The 19,727-nt window shown below is 48.3% G+C and carries 26 protein-coding genes, 2 tRNA genes and 1 pseudogene; 21 read left to right on the forward strand and 8 right to left on the reverse strand.

Annotated elements, in window-relative coordinates; all coding sequences use genetic code 11:
- The first annotated feature begins 11 nt into the window (after nucleotides 1–11).
- Nucleotides 12–932: an MBL fold metallo-hydrolase gene (locus tag EDM55_RS28155; RefSeq protein WP_122961958.1), complete on the forward strand. Its 921-nt coding sequence runs from the start codon at nucleotides 12–14 to the stop codon at nucleotides 930–932.
- Here EDM55_RS28155 and EDM55_RS28160 read toward each other — a convergent pair.
- Complete coding sequence (locus EDM55_RS28160; RefSeq protein WP_092267593.1) at nucleotides 902–1,264, reverse strand: hypothetical protein; 363 nt, start codon at nucleotides 1,262–1,264, stop codon at nucleotides 902–904. The two genes, EDM55_RS28155 and EDM55_RS28160, sit on opposite strands and share 31 nt — an antisense overlap.
- A gap of 107 nt (nucleotides 1,265–1,371) precedes the next feature.
- Between EDM55_RS28160 and EDM55_RS28165 the strand changes: the two genes are divergently transcribed.
- Complete coding sequence (locus tag EDM55_RS28165) at nucleotides 1,372–2,223, forward strand: PHP domain-containing protein (protein WP_122961940.1); 852 nt, start codon at nucleotides 1,372–1,374, stop codon at nucleotides 2,221–2,223.
- Between the two features lie 176 nt (nucleotides 2,224–2,399).
- Here the strand turns inward: EDM55_RS28165 and EDM55_RS28170 are convergent, their stop codons facing one another.
- The 3 genes from EDM55_RS28170 to EDM55_RS28185 all read right to left on the reverse strand — a co-directional run bounded on the left by EDM55_RS28170 (nucleotide 2,400) and on the right by EDM55_RS28185 (nucleotide 5,113).
- On the reverse strand, nucleotides 2,400–3,638 hold the full coding sequence (locus tag EDM55_RS28170; protein ID WP_122961941.1) for a winged helix-turn-helix domain-containing protein: 1,239 nt from the start codon (nucleotides 3,636–3,638) through the stop codon (nucleotides 2,400–2,402).
- A gap of 429 nt (nucleotides 3,639–4,067) precedes the next feature.
- Entirely contained in the window at nucleotides 4,068–4,523 is a 456-nt protein-coding gene (locus EDM55_RS28180; protein WP_122961943.1) for a GNAT family N-acetyltransferase, read from the reverse strand.
- A gap of 80 nt (nucleotides 4,524–4,603) precedes the next feature.
- Complete coding sequence (locus tag EDM55_RS28185) at nucleotides 4,604–5,113, reverse strand: YjcG family protein (RefSeq protein ID WP_092267598.1); 510 nt, start codon at nucleotides 5,111–5,113, stop codon at nucleotides 4,604–4,606.
- A gap of 156 nt (nucleotides 5,114–5,269) precedes the next feature.
- On the opposite strand from EDM55_RS28185, the gene EDM55_RS30530 reads away from it, so the two are divergent.
- On the forward strand, nucleotides 5,270–5,428 hold the full coding sequence (locus tag EDM55_RS30530) for a hypothetical protein (RefSeq protein WP_170184505.1): 159 nt from the start codon (nucleotides 5,270–5,272) through the stop codon (nucleotides 5,426–5,428).
- A gap of 2 nt (nucleotides 5,429–5,430) precedes the next feature.
- Here EDM55_RS30530 and EDM55_RS28190 read toward each other — a convergent pair whose 3' ends face one another.
- Nucleotides 5,431–6,135: an alpha/beta hydrolase gene (locus EDM55_RS28190; RefSeq protein WP_092267599.1), complete on the reverse strand. Its 705-nt coding sequence runs from the start codon at nucleotides 6,133–6,135 to the stop codon at nucleotides 5,431–5,433.
- Between the two features lie 93 nt (nucleotides 6,136–6,228).
- Nucleotides 6,229–6,780 carry a hypothetical protein gene (locus EDM55_RS28195; RefSeq protein ID WP_092267600.1) on the reverse strand — a complete coding sequence of 184 codons (552 nt, stop codon included), beginning with the start codon at nucleotides 6,778–6,780 and terminating at the stop codon, nucleotides 6,229–6,231.
- A 177-nt stretch (nucleotides 6,781–6,957) separates the two neighbouring features.
- Between EDM55_RS28195 and EDM55_RS28200 the strand changes: the two genes are divergently transcribed.
- From EDM55_RS28200 to EDM55_RS28210, 3 genes are all read left to right on the forward strand, one after another.
- Complete coding sequence (locus tag EDM55_RS28200; RefSeq protein WP_092267601.1) at nucleotides 6,958–7,554, forward strand: phosphatidylglycerophosphatase A family protein; 597 nt, start codon at nucleotides 6,958–6,960, stop codon at nucleotides 7,552–7,554.
- Between the two features lie 445 nt (nucleotides 7,555–7,999).
- Nucleotides 8,000–8,076, forward strand: a tRNA-Ile gene (locus tag EDM55_RS28205).
- Nucleotides 8,077–8,119: 43 nt separating this feature from the next.
- Nucleotides 8,120–8,195 (forward strand) — tRNA-Val (locus EDM55_RS28210).
- Between the two features lie 120 nt (nucleotides 8,196–8,315).
- Here the strand turns inward: EDM55_RS28210 and EDM55_RS28215 are convergent.
- A complete protein-coding gene (locus EDM55_RS28215) occupies nucleotides 8,316–9,443 on the reverse strand; it encodes a tyrosine-type recombinase/integrase (RefSeq protein WP_122961944.1) in 1,128 nt (375 codons plus the stop codon).
- Nucleotides 9,430–9,651 carry a helix-turn-helix domain-containing protein gene (locus EDM55_RS28220; RefSeq protein WP_122961945.1) on the reverse strand — a complete coding sequence of 74 codons (222 nt, stop codon included), beginning with the start codon at nucleotides 9,649–9,651 and terminating at the stop codon, nucleotides 9,430–9,432. The genes EDM55_RS28215 and EDM55_RS28220 overlap by 14 nt, the downstream gene beginning before the upstream one ends.
- Nucleotides 9,652–9,994: 343 nt before the next feature.
- Here EDM55_RS28220 and EDM55_RS30535 point away from each other — a divergent pair, with 343 nt between their 5' ends.
- The 15 genes and pseudogenes from EDM55_RS30535 to EDM55_RS30680 all read left to right on the forward strand — a co-directional run.
- Nucleotides 9,995–10,156, forward strand: coding sequence for a hypothetical protein (locus EDM55_RS30535; protein ID WP_183191755.1), 162 nt, complete (start codon nucleotides 9,995–9,997; stop codon nucleotides 10,154–10,156).
- 72 nt (nucleotides 10,157–10,228) lie between these two features.
- Nucleotides 10,229–10,627 (forward strand): hypothetical protein, encoded by a 399-nt coding sequence (locus EDM55_RS28225; RefSeq protein ID WP_122961946.1) that lies wholly within the window; start codon nucleotides 10,229–10,231, stop codon nucleotides 10,625–10,627.
- A 345-nt stretch (nucleotides 10,628–10,972) separates the two neighbouring features.
- Nucleotides 10,973–11,203 (forward strand): hypothetical protein, encoded by a 231-nt coding sequence (locus EDM55_RS28230; RefSeq protein ID WP_122961947.1) that lies wholly within the window; start codon nucleotides 10,973–10,975, stop codon nucleotides 11,201–11,203.
- Between the two features lies 1 nt (nucleotide 11,204).
- Complete coding sequence (locus tag EDM55_RS28235; protein ID WP_122961948.1) at nucleotides 11,205–11,486, forward strand: hypothetical protein; 282 nt, start codon at nucleotides 11,205–11,207, stop codon at nucleotides 11,484–11,486.
- A 24-nt stretch (nucleotides 11,487–11,510) separates the two neighbouring features.
- Nucleotides 11,511–11,666 carry a hypothetical protein gene (locus EDM55_RS30540; protein ID WP_170184566.1) on the forward strand — a complete coding sequence of 52 codons (156 nt, stop codon included), beginning with the start codon at nucleotides 11,511–11,513 and terminating at the stop codon, nucleotides 11,664–11,666.
- A 339-nt stretch (nucleotides 11,667–12,005) separates the two neighbouring features.
- A complete protein-coding gene (locus EDM55_RS28240; protein WP_122961949.1) occupies nucleotides 12,006–12,533 on the forward strand; it encodes a hypothetical protein in 528 nt (175 codons plus the stop codon).
- Nucleotides 12,511–14,361, forward strand: coding sequence for a phage terminase large subunit family protein (locus EDM55_RS28245; RefSeq protein WP_122961950.1), 1,851 nt, complete (start codon nucleotides 12,511–12,513; stop codon nucleotides 14,359–14,361). Before EDM55_RS28240 ends, EDM55_RS28245 begins: the two co-directional genes overlap by 23 nt.
- A 29-nt stretch (nucleotides 14,362–14,390) precedes the next feature.
- On the forward strand, nucleotides 14,391–14,618 hold the full coding sequence (locus tag EDM55_RS28250; RefSeq protein WP_122961951.1) for a DUF6148 family protein: 228 nt from the start codon (nucleotides 14,391–14,393) through the stop codon (nucleotides 14,616–14,618).
- A complete protein-coding gene (locus EDM55_RS28255) occupies nucleotides 14,615–16,285 on the forward strand; it encodes a phage portal protein (RefSeq protein ID WP_122961952.1) in 1,671 nt (556 codons plus the stop codon). Before EDM55_RS28250 ends, EDM55_RS28255 begins: the two co-directional genes overlap by 4 nt.
- Complete coding sequence (locus EDM55_RS28260; RefSeq protein WP_183191757.1) at nucleotides 16,269–17,441, forward strand: head maturation protease, ClpP-related; 1,173 nt, start codon at nucleotides 16,269–16,271, stop codon at nucleotides 17,439–17,441. The genes EDM55_RS28255 and EDM55_RS28260 overlap by 17 nt, the downstream gene beginning before the upstream one ends.
- Entirely contained in the window at nucleotides 17,441–17,833 is a 393-nt protein-coding gene (locus EDM55_RS28265; RefSeq protein ID WP_122961954.1) for a head decoration protein, read from the forward strand. Before EDM55_RS28260 ends, EDM55_RS28265 begins: the two co-directional genes overlap by 1 nt.
- A gap of 14 nt (nucleotides 17,834–17,847) precedes the next feature.
- Nucleotides 17,848–18,885: a major capsid protein gene (locus EDM55_RS28270; RefSeq protein WP_122961955.1), complete on the forward strand. Its 1,038-nt coding sequence runs from the start codon at nucleotides 17,848–17,850 to the stop codon at nucleotides 18,883–18,885.
- A gap of 16 nt (nucleotides 18,886–18,901) precedes the next feature.
- Complete coding sequence (locus EDM55_RS30545; protein ID WP_183191760.1) at nucleotides 18,902–19,072, forward strand: DUF7210 family protein; 171 nt, start codon at nucleotides 18,902–18,904, stop codon at nucleotides 19,070–19,072.
- Nucleotides 19,073–19,083: 11 nt separating this feature from the next.
- Nucleotides 19,084–19,404: a hypothetical protein gene (locus EDM55_RS28275; protein ID WP_122961956.1), complete on the forward strand. Its 321-nt coding sequence runs from the start codon at nucleotides 19,084–19,086 to the stop codon at nucleotides 19,402–19,404.
- Nucleotides 19,401–19,727, forward strand: a pseudogene (locus EDM55_RS30680) (phage tail protein); the annotation flags it as partial. The gene EDM55_RS28275 and the pseudogene EDM55_RS30680, both read left to right, overlap by 4 nt.

Genomic DNA, 19,727 nt, shown 5'->3' on the forward strand with positions numbered 1-19,727 from the left:
CTATGCCAGAAATGATTACGGAGCGTGTCGGTTTTTTTCCCGGTCACGTCAATATTGGCCTGGTCCTCGGAAACCATGGTGCGATCCTGATCGACTCAGGTCTGGATTCCCAAACAGCTAAGAAAATAAAGAAGGGACTGGACGCGATCGCCCAGCCCTTGTCTGCCGTTATTCAAACGCATGCTCATGCCGATCACTTCGGTGGCAACGCCTACCTGCTCGGATGCTGGCCAGAAGCGAAGGTATACGCACCACCGTTGGAAGAAGCGATTATCCGATACCCAATCCTCGAACCGATCTACCTGAATATGGGGGCTGAACCGCTCGCCGATCTGCGAAACAAGTTTTTGCTTGCCCCAGCTTCGCGGGTGGACCATCTCCTTCCTGTGGAGGGTGATATCGAGATTGACGGTGTGGTGTTTTCCATCCTTTCTCTGCCGGGGCACAGCTGGCAACAAGTGGGCGTTGTATGTGAGGAGATCTGTTTTGCCGCCGACAGCTATTTGGGGGAAGACATATTGGATAAGCACAAACTGCCGTTTCTTGTCGATGCATATGAGACGATTGCCAGTCTGGAAAAGCTGCATGCGTCCAGCTACAAAGGCTACATACCTGGACACGGACCTTACACCACCTCCTCTCATGGTGCGGTAACCAAAAACATCGAGCTCCATCACAAAATCTATCAAGAGATCGAAGAATTGCTGCAGGATGAGAACACGCTGGAAGAGGCATTGGCTCGCCTTTGTGAGCGTTTACACATTTCCATAGAGAACGCCTCTAGCTATGTACTGTTTCGAACGGCGTTCATGGGCTATTTAGTAGGACTGCATAAACAAGGGAGAGTTGTCTATCGGTTTGTCCAAAATAGATGGTTGTGGAGGAAGACAGAGTTGCTTGATCAGGACGGTGCAGATGGGGAAGAGAGGTAGTCAGCGATTTCCGCAAGCTTGTGCTCAGCAGCTTCGCGGACAGCTTTGGGAATGAAAAATACTTCCTCGGAAGCGGAGTTCATGTAAAATTTTGCTTCCAAGTAGGGATGCCCCAGCTTGACAGTCAGCTCGCCTTTACCAGTCGTCGTGTTGGCGAAGTTCGTAGGAATTCGTAAAAAGTACGTACTGCTGCTGGCTGAGTCGTACATGACGACATCATACGTGGGTGTGGCGTCCCCAGCGGAGCGTGAAAAGCCTTGCAGTCGGAGCATCTTGTCGACATAGGAGAGCGGCTGCACGACACCTGTCAGGGTTTTGTTTTTTAACCGCATGGACATCCTCCTCGATTCAACCTGTAAGAAATCGGGTTTGATTACATCCTATGTAGATGCATCGCAATTCAGACTTCTGGAAAAAGAAAAGAAGGAGTGGAATTTCCATGATTACCCATGCAGATTTGCATACCCATACCAAAGCCTCGGATGGTACATGTGATCCGGCTGAAAACGTACGACTTGCCAAGGAGGCGGGACTTGCCGCTGTCGCTATCACAGACCACGATACCGTAGCGGGAGTACCATCCGCACGGAAAGCAGCAGAAGAGCTCGGGATCGAAGTTATTCCCGGTATAGAAGTCAGCTCCGTAGGGCGGGGACAAGACATTCACGTCCTCGGCTACTTTGTCCCTTATGAAGATGAAGCGTTTCAGGAGCGATTGGTTAGCCTGCGGGAAACGCGCCACGAAAGAAATCAGCTGCTCATTGCGCGGCTGCAGGAGCTGGGGATCCCGATTACGCTGGAAAATGTGTACCGACGCAAGCAGGGCACTGATAAAAATATCGGCCGACCCCATATTGCGGAGGAGCTGATCGAGCTGGGAGTGGTAGCGTCAATCGATGAGGCGTTTGCGAAGTACCTGGGGAAAGAAGGGGCAGCCTATGTAAACCCTCCGAGAATCACTCCGCAACAAGCCATTACCTTGATCAAGGATGCAGGGGGTGCAGCGGTTCTGGCGCATCCCGGTCTGTACGATGCAGATGATCTGGTAGAGGAGCTGATTGCCTTTGGTTTGGACGGTATTGAGGTCAATCACCCTGACAATGATCCTGATCAGCGTGCTCGTTACACGGCTTGGGCAAATGAGCATGGCCTTGTGATCACAGGAGGCTCAGACTTCCACGGATGGCGAGGAGAAGAGCCGTTTCATGCGATGCTTGGAACGCATACGGCACCGATGGAAGCCGTTGAAAAGCTGCGGGAGATTGCGGTGGGGAGAAAAGCTCAGAAATAACCGTGCAAATGAAAACAGCAGCAGCCATGGACCAGATCATCAAGTCCAGACTCCTGCTGTTTTTTGAACGAACGATTCCGGGTAAGCCAAGTCCTCGATCTGATTAACCAATCATCAGTGGGCACTCGTGCAATCCGTTACAAAGGGTGGACGAGGTTTCGCCATTTGAGTGGGGATCACGGCCTTGGCAGCTTGGCGAGCCACGGGTCCGGTACCAGATTGCTGTATTCGACAGCGTCGGCACCGACGAAGGCTGCGAGATCGCCCAGATTTTCCGTTATGTCGTGATACAAGTCGGCTGTTGGGAGAACGTCTGGCTCTAAATAAAGTCCCTCAATACAGAGTACGCGACGGCGGCGATCGACCTTGGGTGACACTCGTCCAATCAAGCGGTCGCCATGCAGGATCGGCATAAGGTAGTAGCCGTATTTCCGCTGAGCCTTGGGGACGTACATCTCATTGCGGAAGGTGAACCCCCAGAGCTGTTCGGTGCGCTCCCGGTCGCTTATCAGGTTGTCAAAGGGAGACAGCAGCGTCGTACGCCCCTCCCAGCTTCCTACTCGAATGGCTTCAAGCGCATGGAGGGAGTCGGTGTGGACGAACCATGTATGTTTCGAAGAATCACCATCGATCTCGACGGGAATCACCTTTTGTTCCCTTTGCAGCCGCTCGAGTATAGAACGAAGAGGCACTCGGGATTGAAACCGAAAAAAATACTGCTTTACATCAGCCACCCGCGCGATGCCGAGGGCACGTACCGCGTGCTCCACGGCAACGGCCTTCGCTAAGTCCATCGGCAGCGCCTCGCGATCAGTCTCCTGCGGCAAATGAGCATCGGTGGTTGCCCACAGTCGTTGGCCAGATGCACGACCGGTTACCATCACATCGCCTCCCAACCATAAAAACTGCAGCATACGCTCGACATTTCGGCCAGCAGTCCAGCCGCTCGATTTCCAGGCGACGGTGGAGAGGTCCTCAAAGGCGCTCGTAGGGAGTGCGCCATCTTCCTGTAGGCGTTCAAAGATGTGCTGACGCAGCTTGTCGTTCGCGTTTATCCATTCCGCGGTGCTTTTGGGGGGATAGGCGTTCATATGTGCCCGGTACATCGGATAGTCTTCCGTAAGAACGATGGCTGCACAGTAGACCCAATATTCGAACAAAGAGCGCTGGTGCCATAGTAGGTTGTTGAGCAGTGACGTGGCCCCGGAACCGAGCCTGCTCCAAAGCACGAGTTCGTGGCTCGGTGCCACTACACTGACCGGATCCAACTGCAAATAGCGTAACGACCGTAAGACAGTCATCAATTTCTCCTCGTCTGCAGCCTGCTGAGGAGCTGCCAGATGCTGACTTGCGATAGCCAAACGCCGTGCATCTGTTTTACTGATCACAAGCGGCTGATCGATTCCAAATGGCATAAGATCACACCTCCGAATAAGGGAACGTCGTAGCAGCTCCAATAGAAGCCGCTAAGAAAGCATTAGTAGTCCAGCATTTTTGAGGCGAATTTACATATTTTCTCATAAGATCTTTTCCTATGAAAATATCATTTATGTGGAGAGCCGTAAAGCGGAGACAATTGCAAACGGTTCGTGTTAGCTGTACGTGGCCGCCGTCTACAGCTTTATGGATCGATCGCAGTAACCACCTTCTAGGAGATCAAGCCCCTTTGAGTTGGGCATTGAAAGAGAACCAGCGAAGGAAAAGGAAATCCGGTATCAATTTAAGCAGCATGGGAAGCGGGAAAACAGGCGCGTATCGTGCATTCAAAAAGGCTACCTGATCATGCTTGCAGTAGCCTTTCTGACTGGTGTCGCTGTTCGGTTGTCTTCCTTATTTACGAGCTCTTATGCATTGTGAAGCTTTTTCACCATGGCAATATGCTCGATACCGGCTTCGTCAAAGATATCCCCGTGCGGCTCGTAGCCAAGCTTTTCATAAAAGCGCTGAGCATGTGTTTGCGCATTCAGCTTGAGGGTAGTGTAGTTGTGCTTGAAGGCGACTTCCTCCATCGCTTGCATGATCATACGGCCGAGTCCGGTTCCGCGTTCGGACTTGGTCACGGCAACGCGCTCTACCTTGCCCACGCCTGGCGCATACGGGCGCAGGCGGCTCGCGCCCACAGGAGTTTCCCCTTCGTAGGCGACGAAGTGAACCGTGCCGCTGCTTACTTGATCGTGCTCATCGATTTCCAGGTCTTCGGGCACTTCCTGTTCCACAATAAATACAGCACGACGGACGGAGAGGGCATCTGCCATTTCTTTTTCGGATTGGACTGTTTGGATCTGATACGTCTTGTTCATGGTGGCACGTCCTTTTTACGGCAAAAGATCCCTCCCTGCGAAAGGTACAGGGAGGGTCGTTGGTGTTTTGAGTATATGTCTTACTTTTTCAGCAGGAAGGTCTGGTAAACGCTCCAGATGCCATCCTCCAGCTGATAAATGAGATGGAAGCGATCTACTTCAGATGTCAGGTCGATTTTCGCCATGCTCATTTGTCCTGTCAGGTCGCGGAGTTCATCGTCGGACAGATCACGTCCGATGGTCAGGTGAGGTACGTACGCATATGTTTCCTTTTCATTGACACATTGGTTCGCAATTTTTTGATGAAGAGCGGTGAAAGGCTCCTTGTTTTGCAAGGCCAGGTAGATGACGTTGGTCGTCGGATGAAAAGAAGATACCCGATGGAATTGAGCCGTAAAGCTTTCCGTTGAGGAAGCGACTTGCTCCAGATGGCTGACCAGCTCAGGCAATTGGGCCTCTTCCAGCTCGAAGCCTTCTTTCAAACGGATATATGGAGGGATCAGAGCATACGCCGAATCGTAACGCTTGCGGTAAGAGTTGGCGACCTCTTGCACCTTGCTGGATGGAAATACAACGATACTGTACATCATGAGAACCACTCCTCCTTCACTATCTAGCAAACATCTATTCTCTTGGTATTCTGCTATTTTAACAGAAAATTCTTCATTTGTGTAATGTTATGCGTGAGTCCGTATATTCCGCTGGCGGCAGGAAAGACTGTGTAGTGCAGGGAGGTGCCGTACAGCATGTACATGGCCATGATGATCACATTTATTTTTCTTGTCCTTCTTTTACTCTCTGTGCTGACCTTCACCATCCTAACGGCGATCCGCAAAGTAGAGTTTGAAGAAGCTCTGGTTGCGCCGCTGAAGGACGAAGGCCCACAAGAAGAACAGCCACGGTAAGTTTACCCAAACAAGGCATGCAGCATACGCGGTATGTTGGTTTGCCAGTGGCCCCACGTATGGTCACCCTCAAAGGTCTCAAAGACCAGGGTGGCCATTTTCGTTTGCAAAATTTCTCGCAGCTCTTCGTTGGTAGTGACGAGATTAAGCTGCCCGCGAGAGGAAGTAACCGCTGTCTCCTGGTTGCCGATTTCGAGATAGACGGTCAACGGGACTTCAAACGCCGTTTCTGCTACCCGCCGATTCAGCTCCGCATCCATCGCAATCGATTGGCAGGCAATCTGCCCAAATGTATGAGGATAAGCCAAGGCGGTAAACAGCGAGACGACACCACCCAGTGATTCCCCGATGAGTGTCCGCGCATTGCCCAGCGTATCTGTCGAGTAATGGGTATCCATATAGCTGACGACTTCATCCGCCAGAAAGCGGCGATACGCCAGATGCTCGCTTCCATCCGGATGATACCGAGCCGTCCGTTTTTTCTTATCCACAGGTAAAAAGACTGCAAGCACGTCTGGCAGCTGCTTTTCCCGAATCATGCTATCCAAGAGCGTAGCCATCCTGCCCAAGGCCAAGTAATCATCCCCATCCTGTACGTAGAGCACGGGATAGGAATAGAGTGGAGAGTAGCGTTCCGGGGTATAGACGATCAGCTTTTCCGGCGTTCCCAGATGCCGGCTTTCCAAGATGATTTCCTCAAGAGCCACAAGCCTGTCCCTCCTTCATGGGATGTTCTGGTGATTATTATACAGGAGAGGGGGGACGTGGACGAGAGGGTGTCGCATTTTGTAGAGCAGAGCTTACGGAAGATCGCTTTCTTTTAAATAGCCATCCCAATCCCGCTCAAGCTTCCATACCCCATCCACCTGACTCACCGTGATCTGTCCCTTTTTCACTACTGCCTTATCGGGAAGACCATTTCCGTAAAGAAACTGTAATTCCAGGGTGTAGTGACCGATGTAGGTGCCGTTCGTTTCGTCTTGATAAAACTCGTCCATGCGTACATCTTTCACTCTGATCTCGCATTTTTCCCGGATAACAGCTTCAATGGTCATACCTGCGACCCGATTCTTGAAAAATTTTTCGTATTCCTTTTGATGGAAGAAAGGCTTTACCTTTTCTGAAATGGCTTGAAACGCAAGAAAGTAGGCGTCCCCTTTTTCAGTGGATGACGCAAGCTGTTCGTAGTGCCCGTCCGCCAGCTGGGAGTAGGAAAACTCATACTGGGCTTTTTTCAAGGAAAGGAGCAAGCTTGCCGCTTCCTCTTCCAACGAGGGCTGCGCCTGGCAGCCGGTCAGAATACTGGCGATGAGCAAGACAAGCAGGGGGAGACTTCCTAATTTCAGCTTCACGCAATGACCACCTCCTTGGAAAAGGATACTATTAATTGGGAATATAAGTAAACTTTTATATCGAGTAAAAGTTGCGGTGGACTTTCCATTCTGAGTGAAACATTGTCGCAATTTTGTCACCATATGATACTATGGTAGAAAACGACTTCACTCGATATGCGGAAGGGGTTGTCTCTTATGAAGAAGCAAGTACACAGCATCGAAGTCAGAAACGCCGCCCTCGCACGCCTAACAGAACGAGGCGTAACCGTGGAGGACATCGCAGAGATTGTGTATCTCATGCAGTCGCCTTACCACCCAGACCTGACGATGGAACCATGCATCGAGAGTGTGAAAGCAGTACTGGAAAAAAGGGAAATGCAGCACGCCATTTTGGTGGGCGTTGAATTGGATATCTTAGCAGAAAAAGGCTTGCTTTCCGAACCGCTGCAGTCGATCATCGCATCGGACGAAGGCTTGTTTGGATGCGACGAGACGCTGGCACTGGGCTCCGTCTTCGGATACGGAAGCATTGCCGTGACGACTTTTGGACATCTGGATAAACACAAAGTCGGCGTCATCAAGCGCCTGGATACAAAATCAGCAGAGGGGCGGGTCCATACGTTCCTGGATGATTTGGTGGCAAGTGTGGCAGCGAATGCATCAAGCCGCATGGCGCACCGCATGCGGGATGAGCAAGAGGCAGCCGCTGCGCGGGAAGAGGCATTGGCGCAGCATAATGCGGAGCTGAGGCTCGAGGCAAAGGGTGAGGAAGGGAACGAGCAGGCAGGGTGAGGATTGCTCATTAGGGAAGCAAGGACTTCACGAGAGCGCGAAGCCGAATAGTCAATACAATATTCGGATTCGGAAATGAAAGAACTGGACTGTTTTGTAGCTGTTTGTAAAAGCTGATGAAGTAGTAGTGAGCCATTCTCTGTTCGGGTTACGTGGATCAGGGGGGAAAAGGTGGAGCGGTGACTGCCGTCATGGTTGTGTTTTTTCGCCTATATTCAGTGACCATACAAGCCGAGGAGCAGAGAGTGGCTTTTGTATGTAAGGGAAGGTATTCCTTTTCATGGATACGATGTGGAGTATTGAGAAGGAAATGCCCACCCAACAACATTTTTTTGGTGACCTTTTGGTGGGAGTGAAAAAATTTACTAGAAATTATGTTTTTCCTCTTGAAATTCATTTAGGCATGCTGTATAGTAATAAATGTGATCGACGTCCGGTGCGATTGGGGCCCTTAGCTCAGTTGGTCAGAGCGGTCGGCTCATAACCGATTGGTCGTAGGTTCGAGTCCTACAGGGCCCACCATTAAACGAGTACATAGATGTTTAAGATCACATACATATCCCATGATCCGGTAGCTCAGTTGGGAGAGCACCATCTTGACAGGGTGGGGGTCGCTGGTTCGAACCCAGTCCGGATCACCATAAGATGAACGTTGAAACCCCTTGGTAGACAAGGGGTTTTTGTTTTTCTTGTATTAAGCTATGGGTATCCATTTGGTGCGAATATCTTGTGTTGGCGCGAATTTGGTGCGAATGATGTTTTTACTTTGCCTCCTGGCTTTGAAAGAATACCTTACCAAAAGCATCTGCTGTATCTTTCTGTATGTTAGGTAAAACATGAGCGTAGCGGTCGATCATTTTAATATCAGCCCAGCCCATTCGCTCAGCAACAATTTTAGGATTTACATTTGCTTTAAGAAGCATAGTTGCATGAGTATGACGAAGATCATGAAATCTGATTTTCTTCACGTCTGCATTTTCAATTAATCGATAAAAGGTACGCATGAGATTTCTTGGGGTTAGGGGAGTACCTACTGTGGTTGAAATTACGAGGCCGTGATCTTTGAATAATTCTGGACCAGCCTCCAATTTCTCTATTTTATTTCTCTTAGCGAGTTTTCGTAGCTCCCTGATAGTTTCCGTATCAATCGCAACGGTTCGATTACCCGAATCGGTTTTGGCACCAACCTGCATTTCTTTACCATCATGACTTAAAGTTTGAGTGATAGAGATAACTCCTGTATCCAAGTTTACATCTTTCCATCGTAAACCCAGGATTTCCCCTTGACGCATGCCCGTAGTTAATGCAAGTAAGAACGCGACATAGTAACGATCCTTTTCTGCGACCTTTAGAAACGTGTGAGCTTCATCTACTTCCCAAACCTCCATTTCTTTTTTTCTTGCCTTCGGCCTATCCAAAACAGAAGCGACGTTTTTGGCAACCATTTCCCAGCCTACCGCTTTATTCAATGAGTCATTAATAATCGTGTGCACTTTTTGTATGTTCTCATCTGATAGACGACCAGTTTCAAACAGAGTATTATACAGGTCCTGAATTTGGCGTGGAGTGAGCTTTGATAATTCTATATGTCCAAGTACAGGCAGGATGTGGTTGTTAACTAGTCCTGAATATGTTTCAAGAGTCCTGCGCTGTACTTTTGTCTGTTTGTCTTTAAGCCAGTCGGCCATAAAAGATGCATACAACATTTTTGATGGCTCTACATAGGTACCTTTATTTAGTTCATTCTGCATTTCTGTCATTGCAGCCTCAGCTTCTTTTTTTGTTTTAAAGCCTCGTCTTTTCTTCTTCTTATATTTTCCCCCATCAGAATAGTTGATTTCAAAATACCATGGATTCTTTTTCGCGTTGTCATCTTTATAGACTGGCATCTTTATTAACCTCTTTCCATTCCATGATTTTTGACGGTTGTACTGCGAAATAAGAGCACAATTTATCTATAACCTCCATGGAAACATATTCGTCTTTTCCTAGCTTGGCTAGGGTAGTCGTCGAGATTCCAGGTGAAGTGAGGAGGTCGGTTTTTTTCTTGTCGTTTTCTACGAGGAGGTGCCACAAGGGCTTGTAGGAAAAAGGCATATTTTGTCTCCTTTTGCATAAGTAATATTTATAATCTAGCAAATTACATTTGATAAAGCAAATGCAACTAATAGGGAAGTCACGAAGTGTGGGGATGTTGTGTGGTTTCTTTTTGAAGAAATTGGGGATTGAATGTGAGATGTGGCACTTTTCCCGGTGTATAGTTATAGCATAGAAAATGAATCAAGAGCCGCCTTCGGGTGGCTTTTGTGTTTTCTGTCCAACCTAATTCGAGATGTGGACGATGATGGCGTTACAGTGGCGCCTAGTCCGAGTGATTCTGTGCCGTCTTTACGGCAGAATCGCATTGAGGGCCAGCACACCGGGGAAGCGATCCAAGGGCATGCGTAGAGGGTTAGAGGTGCCTACCAAAAACGAATACTCCACACCTGGTTGCTGCTTGGACCGACGCACACTTGCAGCAGCTCATACCCGACTACCTGGGCCAGCCGCGACCGTAGCGGCCAAAGGAGTGGATCACGGCGGCTGCCTCACGCCGAAGTAAGTGGGGTTAGTAATATAGACAAGTTTCCTTCCTTGGGTCAAAATGGAAAAAGGAAGGAGGTGTTTTTAAAAAGTGGTACCATCTATTTTGCAATTGGTTGGAGCAATATTATTGGGAATCATGGTAGCTATTCGGGAAAAAAACGAATACAGAAAATTGGTGGCCATTGTAACTCCTATTCCTGGGAAGGTGCCTGCTAGATTGAGGAATCTTTATCAGGAAACGTGGACATTTAGGATAGGTCTGGTATTTGTTGTTTTAGGGTATGGAGTACAGATATGCAATATTGATAGTGACTACTTAGCGACTCTGCCTATTACTTATAAGATGATCGCTGCTTCAGTATTGGTAGTGATACTCTGTTACATTGGAATATATTTCGCTAAGTTAATAGCCTTGCGCCAATTTAAAAGGGCAAAGCCGTATGATCCAAACGAGGACCCTGAAGAAGGCGAAATTATGATTAAATAATTTTGAAGAGGCACCCAAGTGGTGCTTTTTCTTTTGTAAAAAGCGACTGTACTCCACGTAGGGTACGGACAGAAGCGCAAACCATTGATACATAAGGCTTTTACAACGATCGTACTCCACGTAGAGGACAGTCGTGACCGTACTCCACGTAGGGTACAGATCCGTACTCCACGTAGAGTACAGTAGTGTACTCCACGTAGAGTACAGTCAAACTTTTTCCTTCATTAGAGCGCGAAGCCTAAAGAAAATCTTTAAAGAAAATATTAAAGAAATATACTCGCGACACTGTCACTCGTATTTAGAGTGGCATTTTTTATTTCAGAGAGAAGAGAGGGATAAGCATCCATGAGCAATCTAGTTGAGCAGATTAAAAGCCACCTTGAAGAAATCGATCTGAGCATCAAAGAGGTATCGAACACAGGTAATGGTATCGAAGATGAAAAGATGTTCTGCACGTTGATGCAAGCTAAGTCAACGGCACTATTGGCGCTGGTACAAGCAGAGGCGAATGTGTTACAGAAGCCTACGATTACTGAGCAGTTATTCGGACCTAATGTAAGATTGGGGCGTGAATAGCATGCGCAAGACCATTTTATTCGTATTGCTACTGCTGCTGATCCTATCGGGGTGTGGAACAAGTAGAGAGTTTCTTGTCGTGAAGTACAACGATCAAGGCAAGGCGATTACTAGCTATCACGTCAAAGGATTCCAGCCTACCAAGAATGAGGATGGCGTATCGTTCTTTATGACTCATGGACGCGATCAACAGTTCATTCAAATGAGTGGCAACGTTGACGTCATCGAGGTAACAGGAACTGATGTACAGGCAGCAAAGGATAGGCTGGGCATTGGTGATTAGGAATATCAAAAAGGAGGATATAGCATGAGTACCTTCACGTATATAACTACCTTGCTGTGTGCAGTCGTAGCTGCTTACCATTGTTGGACTGGCCATAGATGGTACAAGAAAGGCGACGTGCAAAAGGCCATCTACTATGTTCTCGTGGGGATATATTTCCTAGTGGTTGCGACTAGGTAACAAGGATATAGATAAGGCTGTTAAACAACCAGCACCGTGTCTAATGGCTATGACGATGTTAATTAATCACGATTTAGACAACATCTAGAGCGAGGGTATATACGAGTACCACCGAACCAATCAACGCCTATACCACTGATCAACGGGTCCTTCTGGGGACCTAAAAGCCTGCGGGTGCGCGTGAGCCCGAAATTGCGCTAGATTTTTTTGAAAAAAATTACTTTCGCTTTTGCTTAACCCGATCACCTGAGATGACATTTTTTAATTTTGACTTCATCTGATGACCCGAAAATCGGTACCACTAAAATACACGCTTAAAACGAAAGTGAGGTGGGATAATTGGCGAGGCCAAAGGCGAAACCAGAGAATCTACAAGATAAAGAAATACTGACATCCGAATTGGCGGCAATTGTAGGGAAGACTCCCCAATGGATACGCCAATTAACGAGAGAAAAAGTACTGAAACAGGTAAGCAGAGGTAAGTACAGTCTGGGAGAAGCAATTCAGGCGTACTGTGAGCATGTTTCCGGCGGAAAAGAAGAAGAGCAGAGGCCGCGTCTGATCGATTTTAAAACTCAGCATGAGAAGACCAAGGCTGAGAAAGCTGAGTTGGAGCTGGAGCAAATGAAAGGAAACCTCCACGCAGCTGCGGACGTTGAGCGGTTGCTGTCTGATCTTATCCTGACAACAAAGTCAAGGCTGCTTGGGGTTCCGAGCCGAATTGCAACAGAGTGTGAAAACGAATCGGCCGAGGTTGTAGAGGCGATCGTTCAGCGTGAGATTGAAACCGCGCTGTCTGCTCTGGCGAAGTATACCCCAGATAAGATTGGGGGCGAAATAGATCATGGTAGTCCAGAAGACGGTTGACCTATTTGTCCGGGCAAATAAGCAATGGGAGCCGAAAAGGCGGCTTACCGTCTCCGAATGGGCTGACATGAATCGTGTTTTGACCACAGAAAGTAGCGCAGAGGCAGGCCCATGGCGGACCGATCGGGCGCCTTACCAGCGTGAAATCATGGACTCAATAGAGAAGTGGGAAGAAGTCGCAATCATGGCGTCCGCCCAAGTGGGAAAAACGGAATTCCTCCTGAATGTGACAGGATCGTACATCGATCAAGAGCCATGCCCGATTATGCACGTTTTGCCCAATGAGGATTTGATCCAGGCGTACTCGAAAAAAAGACTTACACCTATGATCAATAGCAGCGATGTGCTACGTAATAAAATCGGCGTTGCAAAGTCCCGTGACAGCGGTAATACGATTGAAGAGAAGTCATTCCCTGGGGGGTACGTAACAATCGTGGGGGCGAATGCTCCTGCCGGACTGTCATCCAGACCTGTACAAATTGTCCTGTGTGACGAAGTGGACAGGTTCCCCATATCGTCAGGTAAAGAGGGCGATCCCATCTCTCTTGCCATTGCCCGTACCAAAACATTCCGCCACAAGCGCAGGCATCTTTTTGTTTCAACACCGGTTGAAAAAGAAACCTCTCGGATTTATCAACTGTATGAGGACAGCACAATGGAGCAGTGGTGTTTACCGTGTCCCCACTGCGGGGAGCTGCAACCACTACGGTTTAAGAACGGGATCGTCTACGAGCACTATGTTTCAGAGAGCGGAGAAATTGTCGTCACAAAAGCCGATCACCGTTGCGCATACTGTGGCATGCTTGGCTCAGAGAAGGAATGGAAACGTGGCGAGGGAAAGTGGATAGCCCGTAAACAACATTCGAGCCGACGTGGTTTTCATATCAATCAGCTTTCCAGCCCGTGGTCAGATTGGCGCGAGGTTGCGAAGGCTTTTTTGGTTGCAAAAAGAGAGGGTATCGACAAACTGAAAGTTTTTGTGAACACAGTATTGGGCGAACCTTGGGAAACCAAGGAGAAAGGTGTGAACGAAAAGACTCTGGCGGCTCGTCGAGAAAGATATGCCTACGAAGTACCAGCCGAAGTGAAGGTAATCACAGCGGCAGTGGATACCCAAGACGACCGCTTTGAGATTGAAGTCAGGGGCTGGGGTGCTGGAAAAGAGTCATGGGGGATCGAATATCACCGTATTTACGGTAATTTGGATAAGCCAGAAATCTGGAAGCAACTTGACGAGTTTCTTTGTCGTTCATGGCTTGGTGAAAACGGAAGAGAGTACCGAATTATCGGCGCTTGTATTGACTCGGGTGGGCACTTCACGAAAGAGGTTTATGAGTTCACACGAGCGCGTAATTACAGGCACATTTACGCCATCAAAGGGCAAGGTATCAGCCCGAAAACAGCCAAACAAGTTCCATTCATCTACAAAAAATCCAAAACTCAACTCGAAGGAGCTGTACTCTGGATGCTTGGCGTAGATGACGGCAAGGTTAAAGTGTTCGACAGTCTCAATGTTCAGGAGCCAGGACCACTTTACTGCCACTTTCCAGGCGAGGACAAGGGTTACACCGAAGAGTATTTCCTTGGCCTAACTGCTGAAGCTCCTGTTTATCAGACTATTGGGGGAAGGAAGTACAAGACATGGAAGAAAATCCGTGATCGAAATGAGCCTTTTGACCTTGCCGTATACAACAGGGCAGTGATCGAAATCCTGCGCCCGAATCTATCGCTACCAATTGAGCGCCAGCCGAATGGTCCGAAGGTTATGCCTGGTGGAACTGTGGTAGGTAAGAAACGCCGAAAACAAGGCGTTTCGAGCAGCATCTAGCTCATCATTTGAAGGGAGGTGAAAGGATAATGCCGAGAATGACGCTTGAAGAAGCGAGGGCCATGTACAAACTGTGGTCGGATGCGGAAAGAGCACTTGCAACTTCGCAGTCCTATACGTTTGCTGGTCGATCGTTGACCAGAGCGGATATGAGTACAGTGCTGGAGCGGAAAAAATACTATGGGCGCATTTGCGACGAACTCGAGACAGGTCGTCGACGTTCAAAAGTGCGCAGCATTACTCCGTTTGACCTATGAACAAACTAGATCGTGCTATCGGGATGGTATTTCCGGCATGGGCAGAGCGTAGAGCAGCTGCACGAACAGAGGCAGCCAGGCATGAAGCAGTTCAAAACCTGCTTTCTGGTTATGGAAAAGGTTACGGCAGGCACGGTGCCAGTCAAACAAAGAAATCCATGGTCATGTGGCAAACGGATGTAGGTGATGCCGATGTGGATATCCACGATAATCTTGAACGCTTGCGTGCGCGGGCGCGAGATTTGCACATGGGCTCAGACATCGTAGCTGCTGCGCACAAAGGACTGCGCACAAATATAGTTGGTACCGGACTTAGGCTGAAGCCTGCATTTGACTCAAAGTATCTCAAACTTAGCAAGAAGGATGAAGAGAGGCTGCGAGACAGTATCTACAGGGAGTGGTCGATGTGGGCTGAAACAACCAGATGTGATGCCGCGGGACTCAATGATTTCTATGAGTTGCAGTCGCTCGCATTTTTGTCAACGCTCATGAGTGGTGATGTTTTTGCCTTAATGCCCATGCTGCCACGCAAACATTCAGTTTATGACTTACGAATCAATCTCATTGAAGCAGATCGCTGCCACACGCCGGAGGCTATGGCACTTCTTAACTCTGAACGAATTCAGTCCGGGGTAGAGGTTGATGCTGATGGAATGGTGGTAGCCTATCATTTTTCCAACAGGCACCCCGGAAGCGACCGAGTAGCTGTATCACCGCATGAATGGGTGAGGGTTGAGAAGTACGGAGAACTCACCGGACGACTTAATGTCATCCACTTATTTGAGGCTGAGAGACCGGGGCAGCGCCGGGGGATACCTATTATTTCTCCAATCATTGAATCCCTCAAGCAACTTGACCAATATACCGAAGCTGAGTTGATGGCAGCTGTTATCGCGGCCATGTACACCGTTTTTGTCAAATCGCCTGCCGAAGATGACGACTACATGCACGGGATGGAGGAACCTGAAACTGACAACCAGTACCAGGAACCAATTCCAGGAACGGGTGGTAGCAACGTCAAGATGGGGCGCGGGGCAATTGTCTACCTTGACCCAGGAGAGGAAGTCCAGTTTGCGAATCCAACACGACCAAATCCTGACTATGTGGGATTCGTAAATGCACTGCTCCGGCAGATTGCTGCGGCGCTGGAACTACCCTTTGAGATTTTGACCAAACAGTTCACGTCTTCGTACTCCGCAAGTCGTGGAGCTCTGCTAGAAGCGTGGAAGATGTACAAAATGCGTAGGTCTTGGCTTGCTAAGTCGTTTTGCCAGCCGATCTACGAAGAGTGGTTTGTTGAGGCAGTCACGAAAGGACGCATTGACGCGCCGGGTATCTTTGATGATCCGGCTATTTTTCATGCTTACACGCGTGCGGAATGGCATGGACCAAGCCAAGGTTTGCTCGACCCAACGAAAGAAGTTGACGCTGCAGTTACACGCATCGAAAACAACTTCTCGACGGCCGAACGCGAAACTGCCGAGTTGACAGGTGGATCGTGGGAACAAAACATTGAGCAGCGAGCATATGAAAAAACACGCCTGGCAGATTTAGGTCTTTCCAGTAATACCAGCGTGACACCACAACAACGGGATAACGGAAATTTGGAAGATGATTCAGAAGATGATTCGGAAGGAGGTGAAAAAGAAAATGCCAAAAAAAATTAAGCTGAACGGCCCAGTCATCGGGGATGGAAGCACTTGGCTATATGACTGGTTAAATATGCCCTATATCAGTGCTTCAAAGATATCAAAAGAATTGGATGAAGCGCGCGGTGATGATGTCGAGCTTTATATCAATTCGGGCGGAGGTTCGGTATTCGCTGGATCTGAGGGTTATACCATCCTGAAGGAGTACCCTGGAAAGGTAACGGCTAAAATCACAGGTGTAGCAGCGAGCGCTGCCTCATTCCTAGCAATGTCTGCTGATGAGATTATGATGTCGCCGACTGCACAAATGATGATTCACAATGCTGCAACGTGGACGGATGGGGACAAGAATACTCATTCCAGCAACACGAATATGCTGCACGGTACGGACGTTGCAATCACCAATGCATACCGGTTGAAGACAGGGAGAAGCATGGATGAATTGCTTGACCTGATGAATAAAACAACATGGATGAACGCACAGCAGGCGGTCGAGTTGGGGTTTGCTGACGGTATTCTGTTCGATGAGGAAAACTCTCTTGTCTCCGTATCGAACAGTATTAGTGGAGAAATTCCGCCGCAAGTTGTTGATAAACTCCGTGATGTTCTGATCGGGTCGATGATCAAAGGCAAAATGACAACAAAGACCATGGCCGGAAGCGGAAGCAATGCCATTCCCTTTGAAGGGATGGACTTGTCAGCTATCTTGCAGCAAGGTGGGATTTTAAACTCACTTGAGCTGGACAACATCCCGACTGACCAAAGTAATACAAAGGAGGAACCAGAAATCATGGATTTTAAAGAATTGAAAGAAAAACACCCTAACCTGGTCAACGAAATTATGACACAGGCTATTACTGCTGAACGAAGCCGAATCTCTGCGCTAAATGAATTGGCCGATGCTCCTGGAGCTGCACCGTTTATCAAAGATGCTATCGAAAACGGAGAGACCGCTGGCGATGTGGCAATGAAAATTATCAAGGCTTCTGCTGAACGCGTAAAGCAAGAAGGTGAAAACAGACAAACAGACGCTGAGAATAGCAAAGTGACAGAAGTTGTCTCTCAGCCACCAGCAAATCAGGAAACGAATGAGGCCGCAGAAGAAGCTGCTGCAATTGAGAACATGGTTCAGTACGCAACAGAACTGATCAATAAAAAAGGAGGTCGCCAATAATGCCAACATACGAAAGTGTTAAATTTGATGATTTGTTCGCTGGTGGAGTTAAGCCACCAACAGCAATTGCTGTCGTTGTCAAAGCCGGTTCCGGGGTAATTACTCGAGGTATGGTACTTGGAAAGACCACTGAATTAGGTGAGTCCGATCTTTACGCAGGTACACCTGTGATGGTTCCTGTGGATTCTACCAAAACAGACGGTTCAGAGGAGCCATATGCAATCTTGGCTGACGTCGAAGTAGACGCTACGTCCAAAGATGTTCGCGCTGTGGCTTACACTGATGGAGAATTCAACCGTGCGGCGCTCAAATTTGGCGGAGCTGATACCATTGCGACGCATGAAACAGCGCTGCGTAAGATCGGCATTATTACAAAACGAGTTGTAAAATAAGGAGGACCTACACAATGGCAAGAGATATTTACTCGTTCCCCTACTTGTTCCGCGTGGTTGAGGCATTCCCAAAACCAAGCACGTACATTCTTGATCAATTCTTTACAGATGGAGAAATTTTCGAAAAAGAAGAGATCGAAATCCAGACCAAAAAAGGACACAAACCTATTGCTCCCTATGTAAACGAGTTGTTGCCGGGCAAAGTTATTTTGCGGACTGGATTTACCGCTAAGCAATACAAACCAGCGCTGGTAAAACCGATGCGAATCATTACAACGAATGACGTGAAGGTACGACAAGCTGGTGAGAGCCTGTACAACCCTGAAAGTCCAGACGTCCGAGCACAAAAGCTACTGACGAAAGACTTGGTTGAGCTCAATGACTCAATCGTACAGCGTATGGTAGAAATGGGTTCAAGCCTGATGTTTACTGGAAAGGTTGTTCAAATCGGTGAAGGCGTCAGTCAAGAATTGGACTATGACTTTGAAAACACCTATACCTTGTCTGGTACCGACCTTTTTTCTAACGATGCAGCGGACATTCTGGACACACTCGCAAATATCAAGCGGGATGTTATGCAAAAAAGCGGACGAACGCCACGTAAAATCCTCACTACTTACGAAGTGGGCAAGAGAATCATGTCCCACCCTAAAGTGTTGGAGCTTGCAAAGATCAACAACAGCGCTGTTATTATGGCTGGAAATCTCAATCAAGAACTGTTGCCGGACGGCGTGACATATCACGGATACCTGCAGCAAGTTGATTTGCATATTTACAGCCTGATTGCTAGCTATACAAACGACAATGGAATTGAAACCGATGTTGTTCCTGTGGGAACTTTGGCGATGCTACCTGATGGAAAGCCATTTGAGTTTGCATACGGTGCCAATCTGATCATGGGTGACAACGGGGCCTTCCAGTATGTCAAGGCCCGCATCACGCCGCAGTCTTGGACTACAAAAGAGCCAGCTGCACGCTATCTGCAAATGCTCTCAAGGCCGTTCCCGATTCCTGCAGATGTGAACGGGTGGGCTGTAGCAAAGGTGCTATAAAAGGAGGCATACAGTAATGGCATTCATCGTTACAAAGGGTACAGTACGCCATAACGGCAAGGATTACAAAGTGGGCGAAGAATTGCCCACTCTTAAAAAAGAAGAGGCTGAACGACTGGTTGGACTCGAAGTGATCGAAGCGATGGAAAAAACACCACGAAGCAAAGACAAAACTCCGTCTGAGTAGAGGGGATAAATATGAATTTCAAGGATCAGCTAGCGATTGACGCGGCTGTTTTTTTTAACCCCAATGAGTTCGGTGAGACACATCTCATCGAAGGCAGGCAGATGGTCATTGTTATCGACAACCATGAATTGACTGAGCGTAAAGCGAATACGGCTAACCCGGACGATGGAATCCATGACGCAGAAATCCTGTTCTACGCCAAACGTGATGATTTCCCTCAGCGACCTGACGTGGATAGCTGGCTTGTCATGGATGGGAAACAGTACCGGGTTGCCGTCGTCCAGGAAGACGATGTTTCCTATACCATTGCATTGCGAGCGAATGGCTCATGATAACGTTGGATGCTAGCAAGCTGCAGGAAGTAGAACAGAGGCTTGGTGAGTACCGAAAAAAAGCACCAGTCGTCCTCTATCGTGCAATTAATCGAGCTGCAGATAACTTGAAATCGAACGCGGCCAAAGAGGTACGTAATTCGTACATCATTAAGGCAAGCGAAGTAAAGAGTACATTCAGCATCAGCAGAGCAACCAGTAAACGGATAGCGGCTTCTGTTACGTCTCGTGGCAATGCTTTGGGGCTAGAAAAGTTTAAAGTAAGCCCCAAGCAACCGAGACCAGGAAGGCCTCCAAAAAGTCTCAAAGTTCAAGTCAGAAAA

The sequence above is a fragment of the Brevibacillus centrosporus genome (genome assembly GCF_003710815.1).
GTDB classification, from domain to species: Bacteria; Bacillota; Bacilli; order Brevibacillales; family Brevibacillaceae; genus Brevibacillus; species Brevibacillus centrosporus.

What these genes read in the sequence shown, in the direction of transcription:
- EDM55_RS28155 (WP_122961958.1), top strand. Translation starts at nt 12, where the DNA reads ATGATTACGGAGCGTGTCGGTTTTTTTCCCGGTCACGTCAATATTGGC.
- EDM55_RS28160 (WP_092267593.1), bottom strand. Translation starts at nt 1,264, where the DNA reads ATGCGGTTAAAAAACAAAACCCTGACAGGTGTCGTGCAGCCGCTCTCC.
- EDM55_RS28165 (WP_122961940.1), top strand. Translation starts at nt 1,372, where the DNA reads ATGATTACCCATGCAGATTTGCATACCCATACCAAAGCCTCGGATGGT.
- EDM55_RS28170 (WP_122961941.1), bottom strand. Translation starts at nt 3,638, where the DNA reads ATGCCATTTGGAATCGATCAGCCGCTTGTGATCAGTAAAACAGATGCA.
- EDM55_RS28180 (WP_122961943.1), bottom strand. Translation starts at nt 4,523, where the DNA reads ATGAACAAGACGTATCAGATCCAAACAGTCCAATCCGAAAAAGAAATG.
- EDM55_RS28185 (WP_092267598.1), bottom strand. Translation starts at nt 5,113, where the DNA reads ATGATGTACAGTATCGTTGTATTTCCATCCAGCAAGGTGCAAGAGGTC.
- EDM55_RS30530 (WP_170184505.1), top strand. Translation starts at nt 5,270, where the DNA reads ATGTACATGGCCATGATGATCACATTTATTTTTCTTGTCCTTCTTTTA.
- EDM55_RS28200 (WP_092267601.1), top strand. Translation starts at nt 6,958, where the DNA reads ATGAAGAAGCAAGTACACAGCATCGAAGTCAGAAACGCCGCCCTCGCA.
- EDM55_RS28215 (WP_122961944.1), bottom strand. Translation starts at nt 9,443, where the DNA reads ATGCCAGTCTATAAAGATGACAACGCGAAAAAGAATCCATGGTATTTT.
- EDM55_RS28220 (WP_122961945.1), bottom strand. Translation starts at nt 9,651, where the DNA reads ATGCCTTTTTCCTACAAGCCCTTGTGGCACCTCCTCGTAGAAAACGAC.
- EDM55_RS30535 (WP_183191755.1), top strand. Translation starts at nt 9,995, where the DNA reads ATGCGTAGAGGGTTAGAGGTGCCTACCAAAAACGAATACTCCACACCT.
- EDM55_RS28230 (WP_122961947.1), top strand. Translation starts at nt 10,973, where the DNA reads ATGAGCAATCTAGTTGAGCAGATTAAAAGCCACCTTGAAGAAATCGAT.
- EDM55_RS28235 (WP_122961948.1), top strand. Translation starts at nt 11,205, where the DNA reads ATGCGCAAGACCATTTTATTCGTATTGCTACTGCTGCTGATCCTATCG.
- EDM55_RS30540 (WP_170184566.1), top strand. Translation starts at nt 11,511, where the DNA reads ATGAGTACCTTCACGTATATAACTACCTTGCTGTGTGCAGTCGTAGCT.
- EDM55_RS28245 (WP_122961950.1), top strand. Translation starts at nt 12,511, where the DNA reads ATGGTAGTCCAGAAGACGGTTGACCTATTTGTCCGGGCAAATAAGCAA.
- EDM55_RS28250 (WP_122961951.1), top strand. Translation starts at nt 14,391, where the DNA reads ATGCCGAGAATGACGCTTGAAGAAGCGAGGGCCATGTACAAACTGTGG.
- EDM55_RS28255 (WP_122961952.1), top strand. Translation starts at nt 14,615, where the DNA reads ATGAACAAACTAGATCGTGCTATCGGGATGGTATTTCCGGCATGGGCA.
- EDM55_RS28260 (WP_183191757.1), top strand. Translation starts at nt 16,269, where the DNA reads ATGCCAAAAAAAATTAAGCTGAACGGCCCAGTCATCGGGGATGGAAGC.
- EDM55_RS28265 (WP_122961954.1), top strand. Translation starts at nt 17,441, where the DNA reads ATGCCAACATACGAAAGTGTTAAATTTGATGATTTGTTCGCTGGTGGA.
- EDM55_RS28270 (WP_122961955.1), top strand. Translation starts at nt 17,848, where the DNA reads ATGGCAAGAGATATTTACTCGTTCCCCTACTTGTTCCGCGTGGTTGAG.
- EDM55_RS30545 (WP_183191760.1), top strand. Translation starts at nt 18,902, where the DNA reads ATGGCATTCATCGTTACAAAGGGTACAGTACGCCATAACGGCAAGGAT.
- EDM55_RS28275 (WP_122961956.1), top strand. Translation starts at nt 19,084, where the DNA reads ATGAATTTCAAGGATCAGCTAGCGATTGACGCGGCTGTTTTTTTTAAC.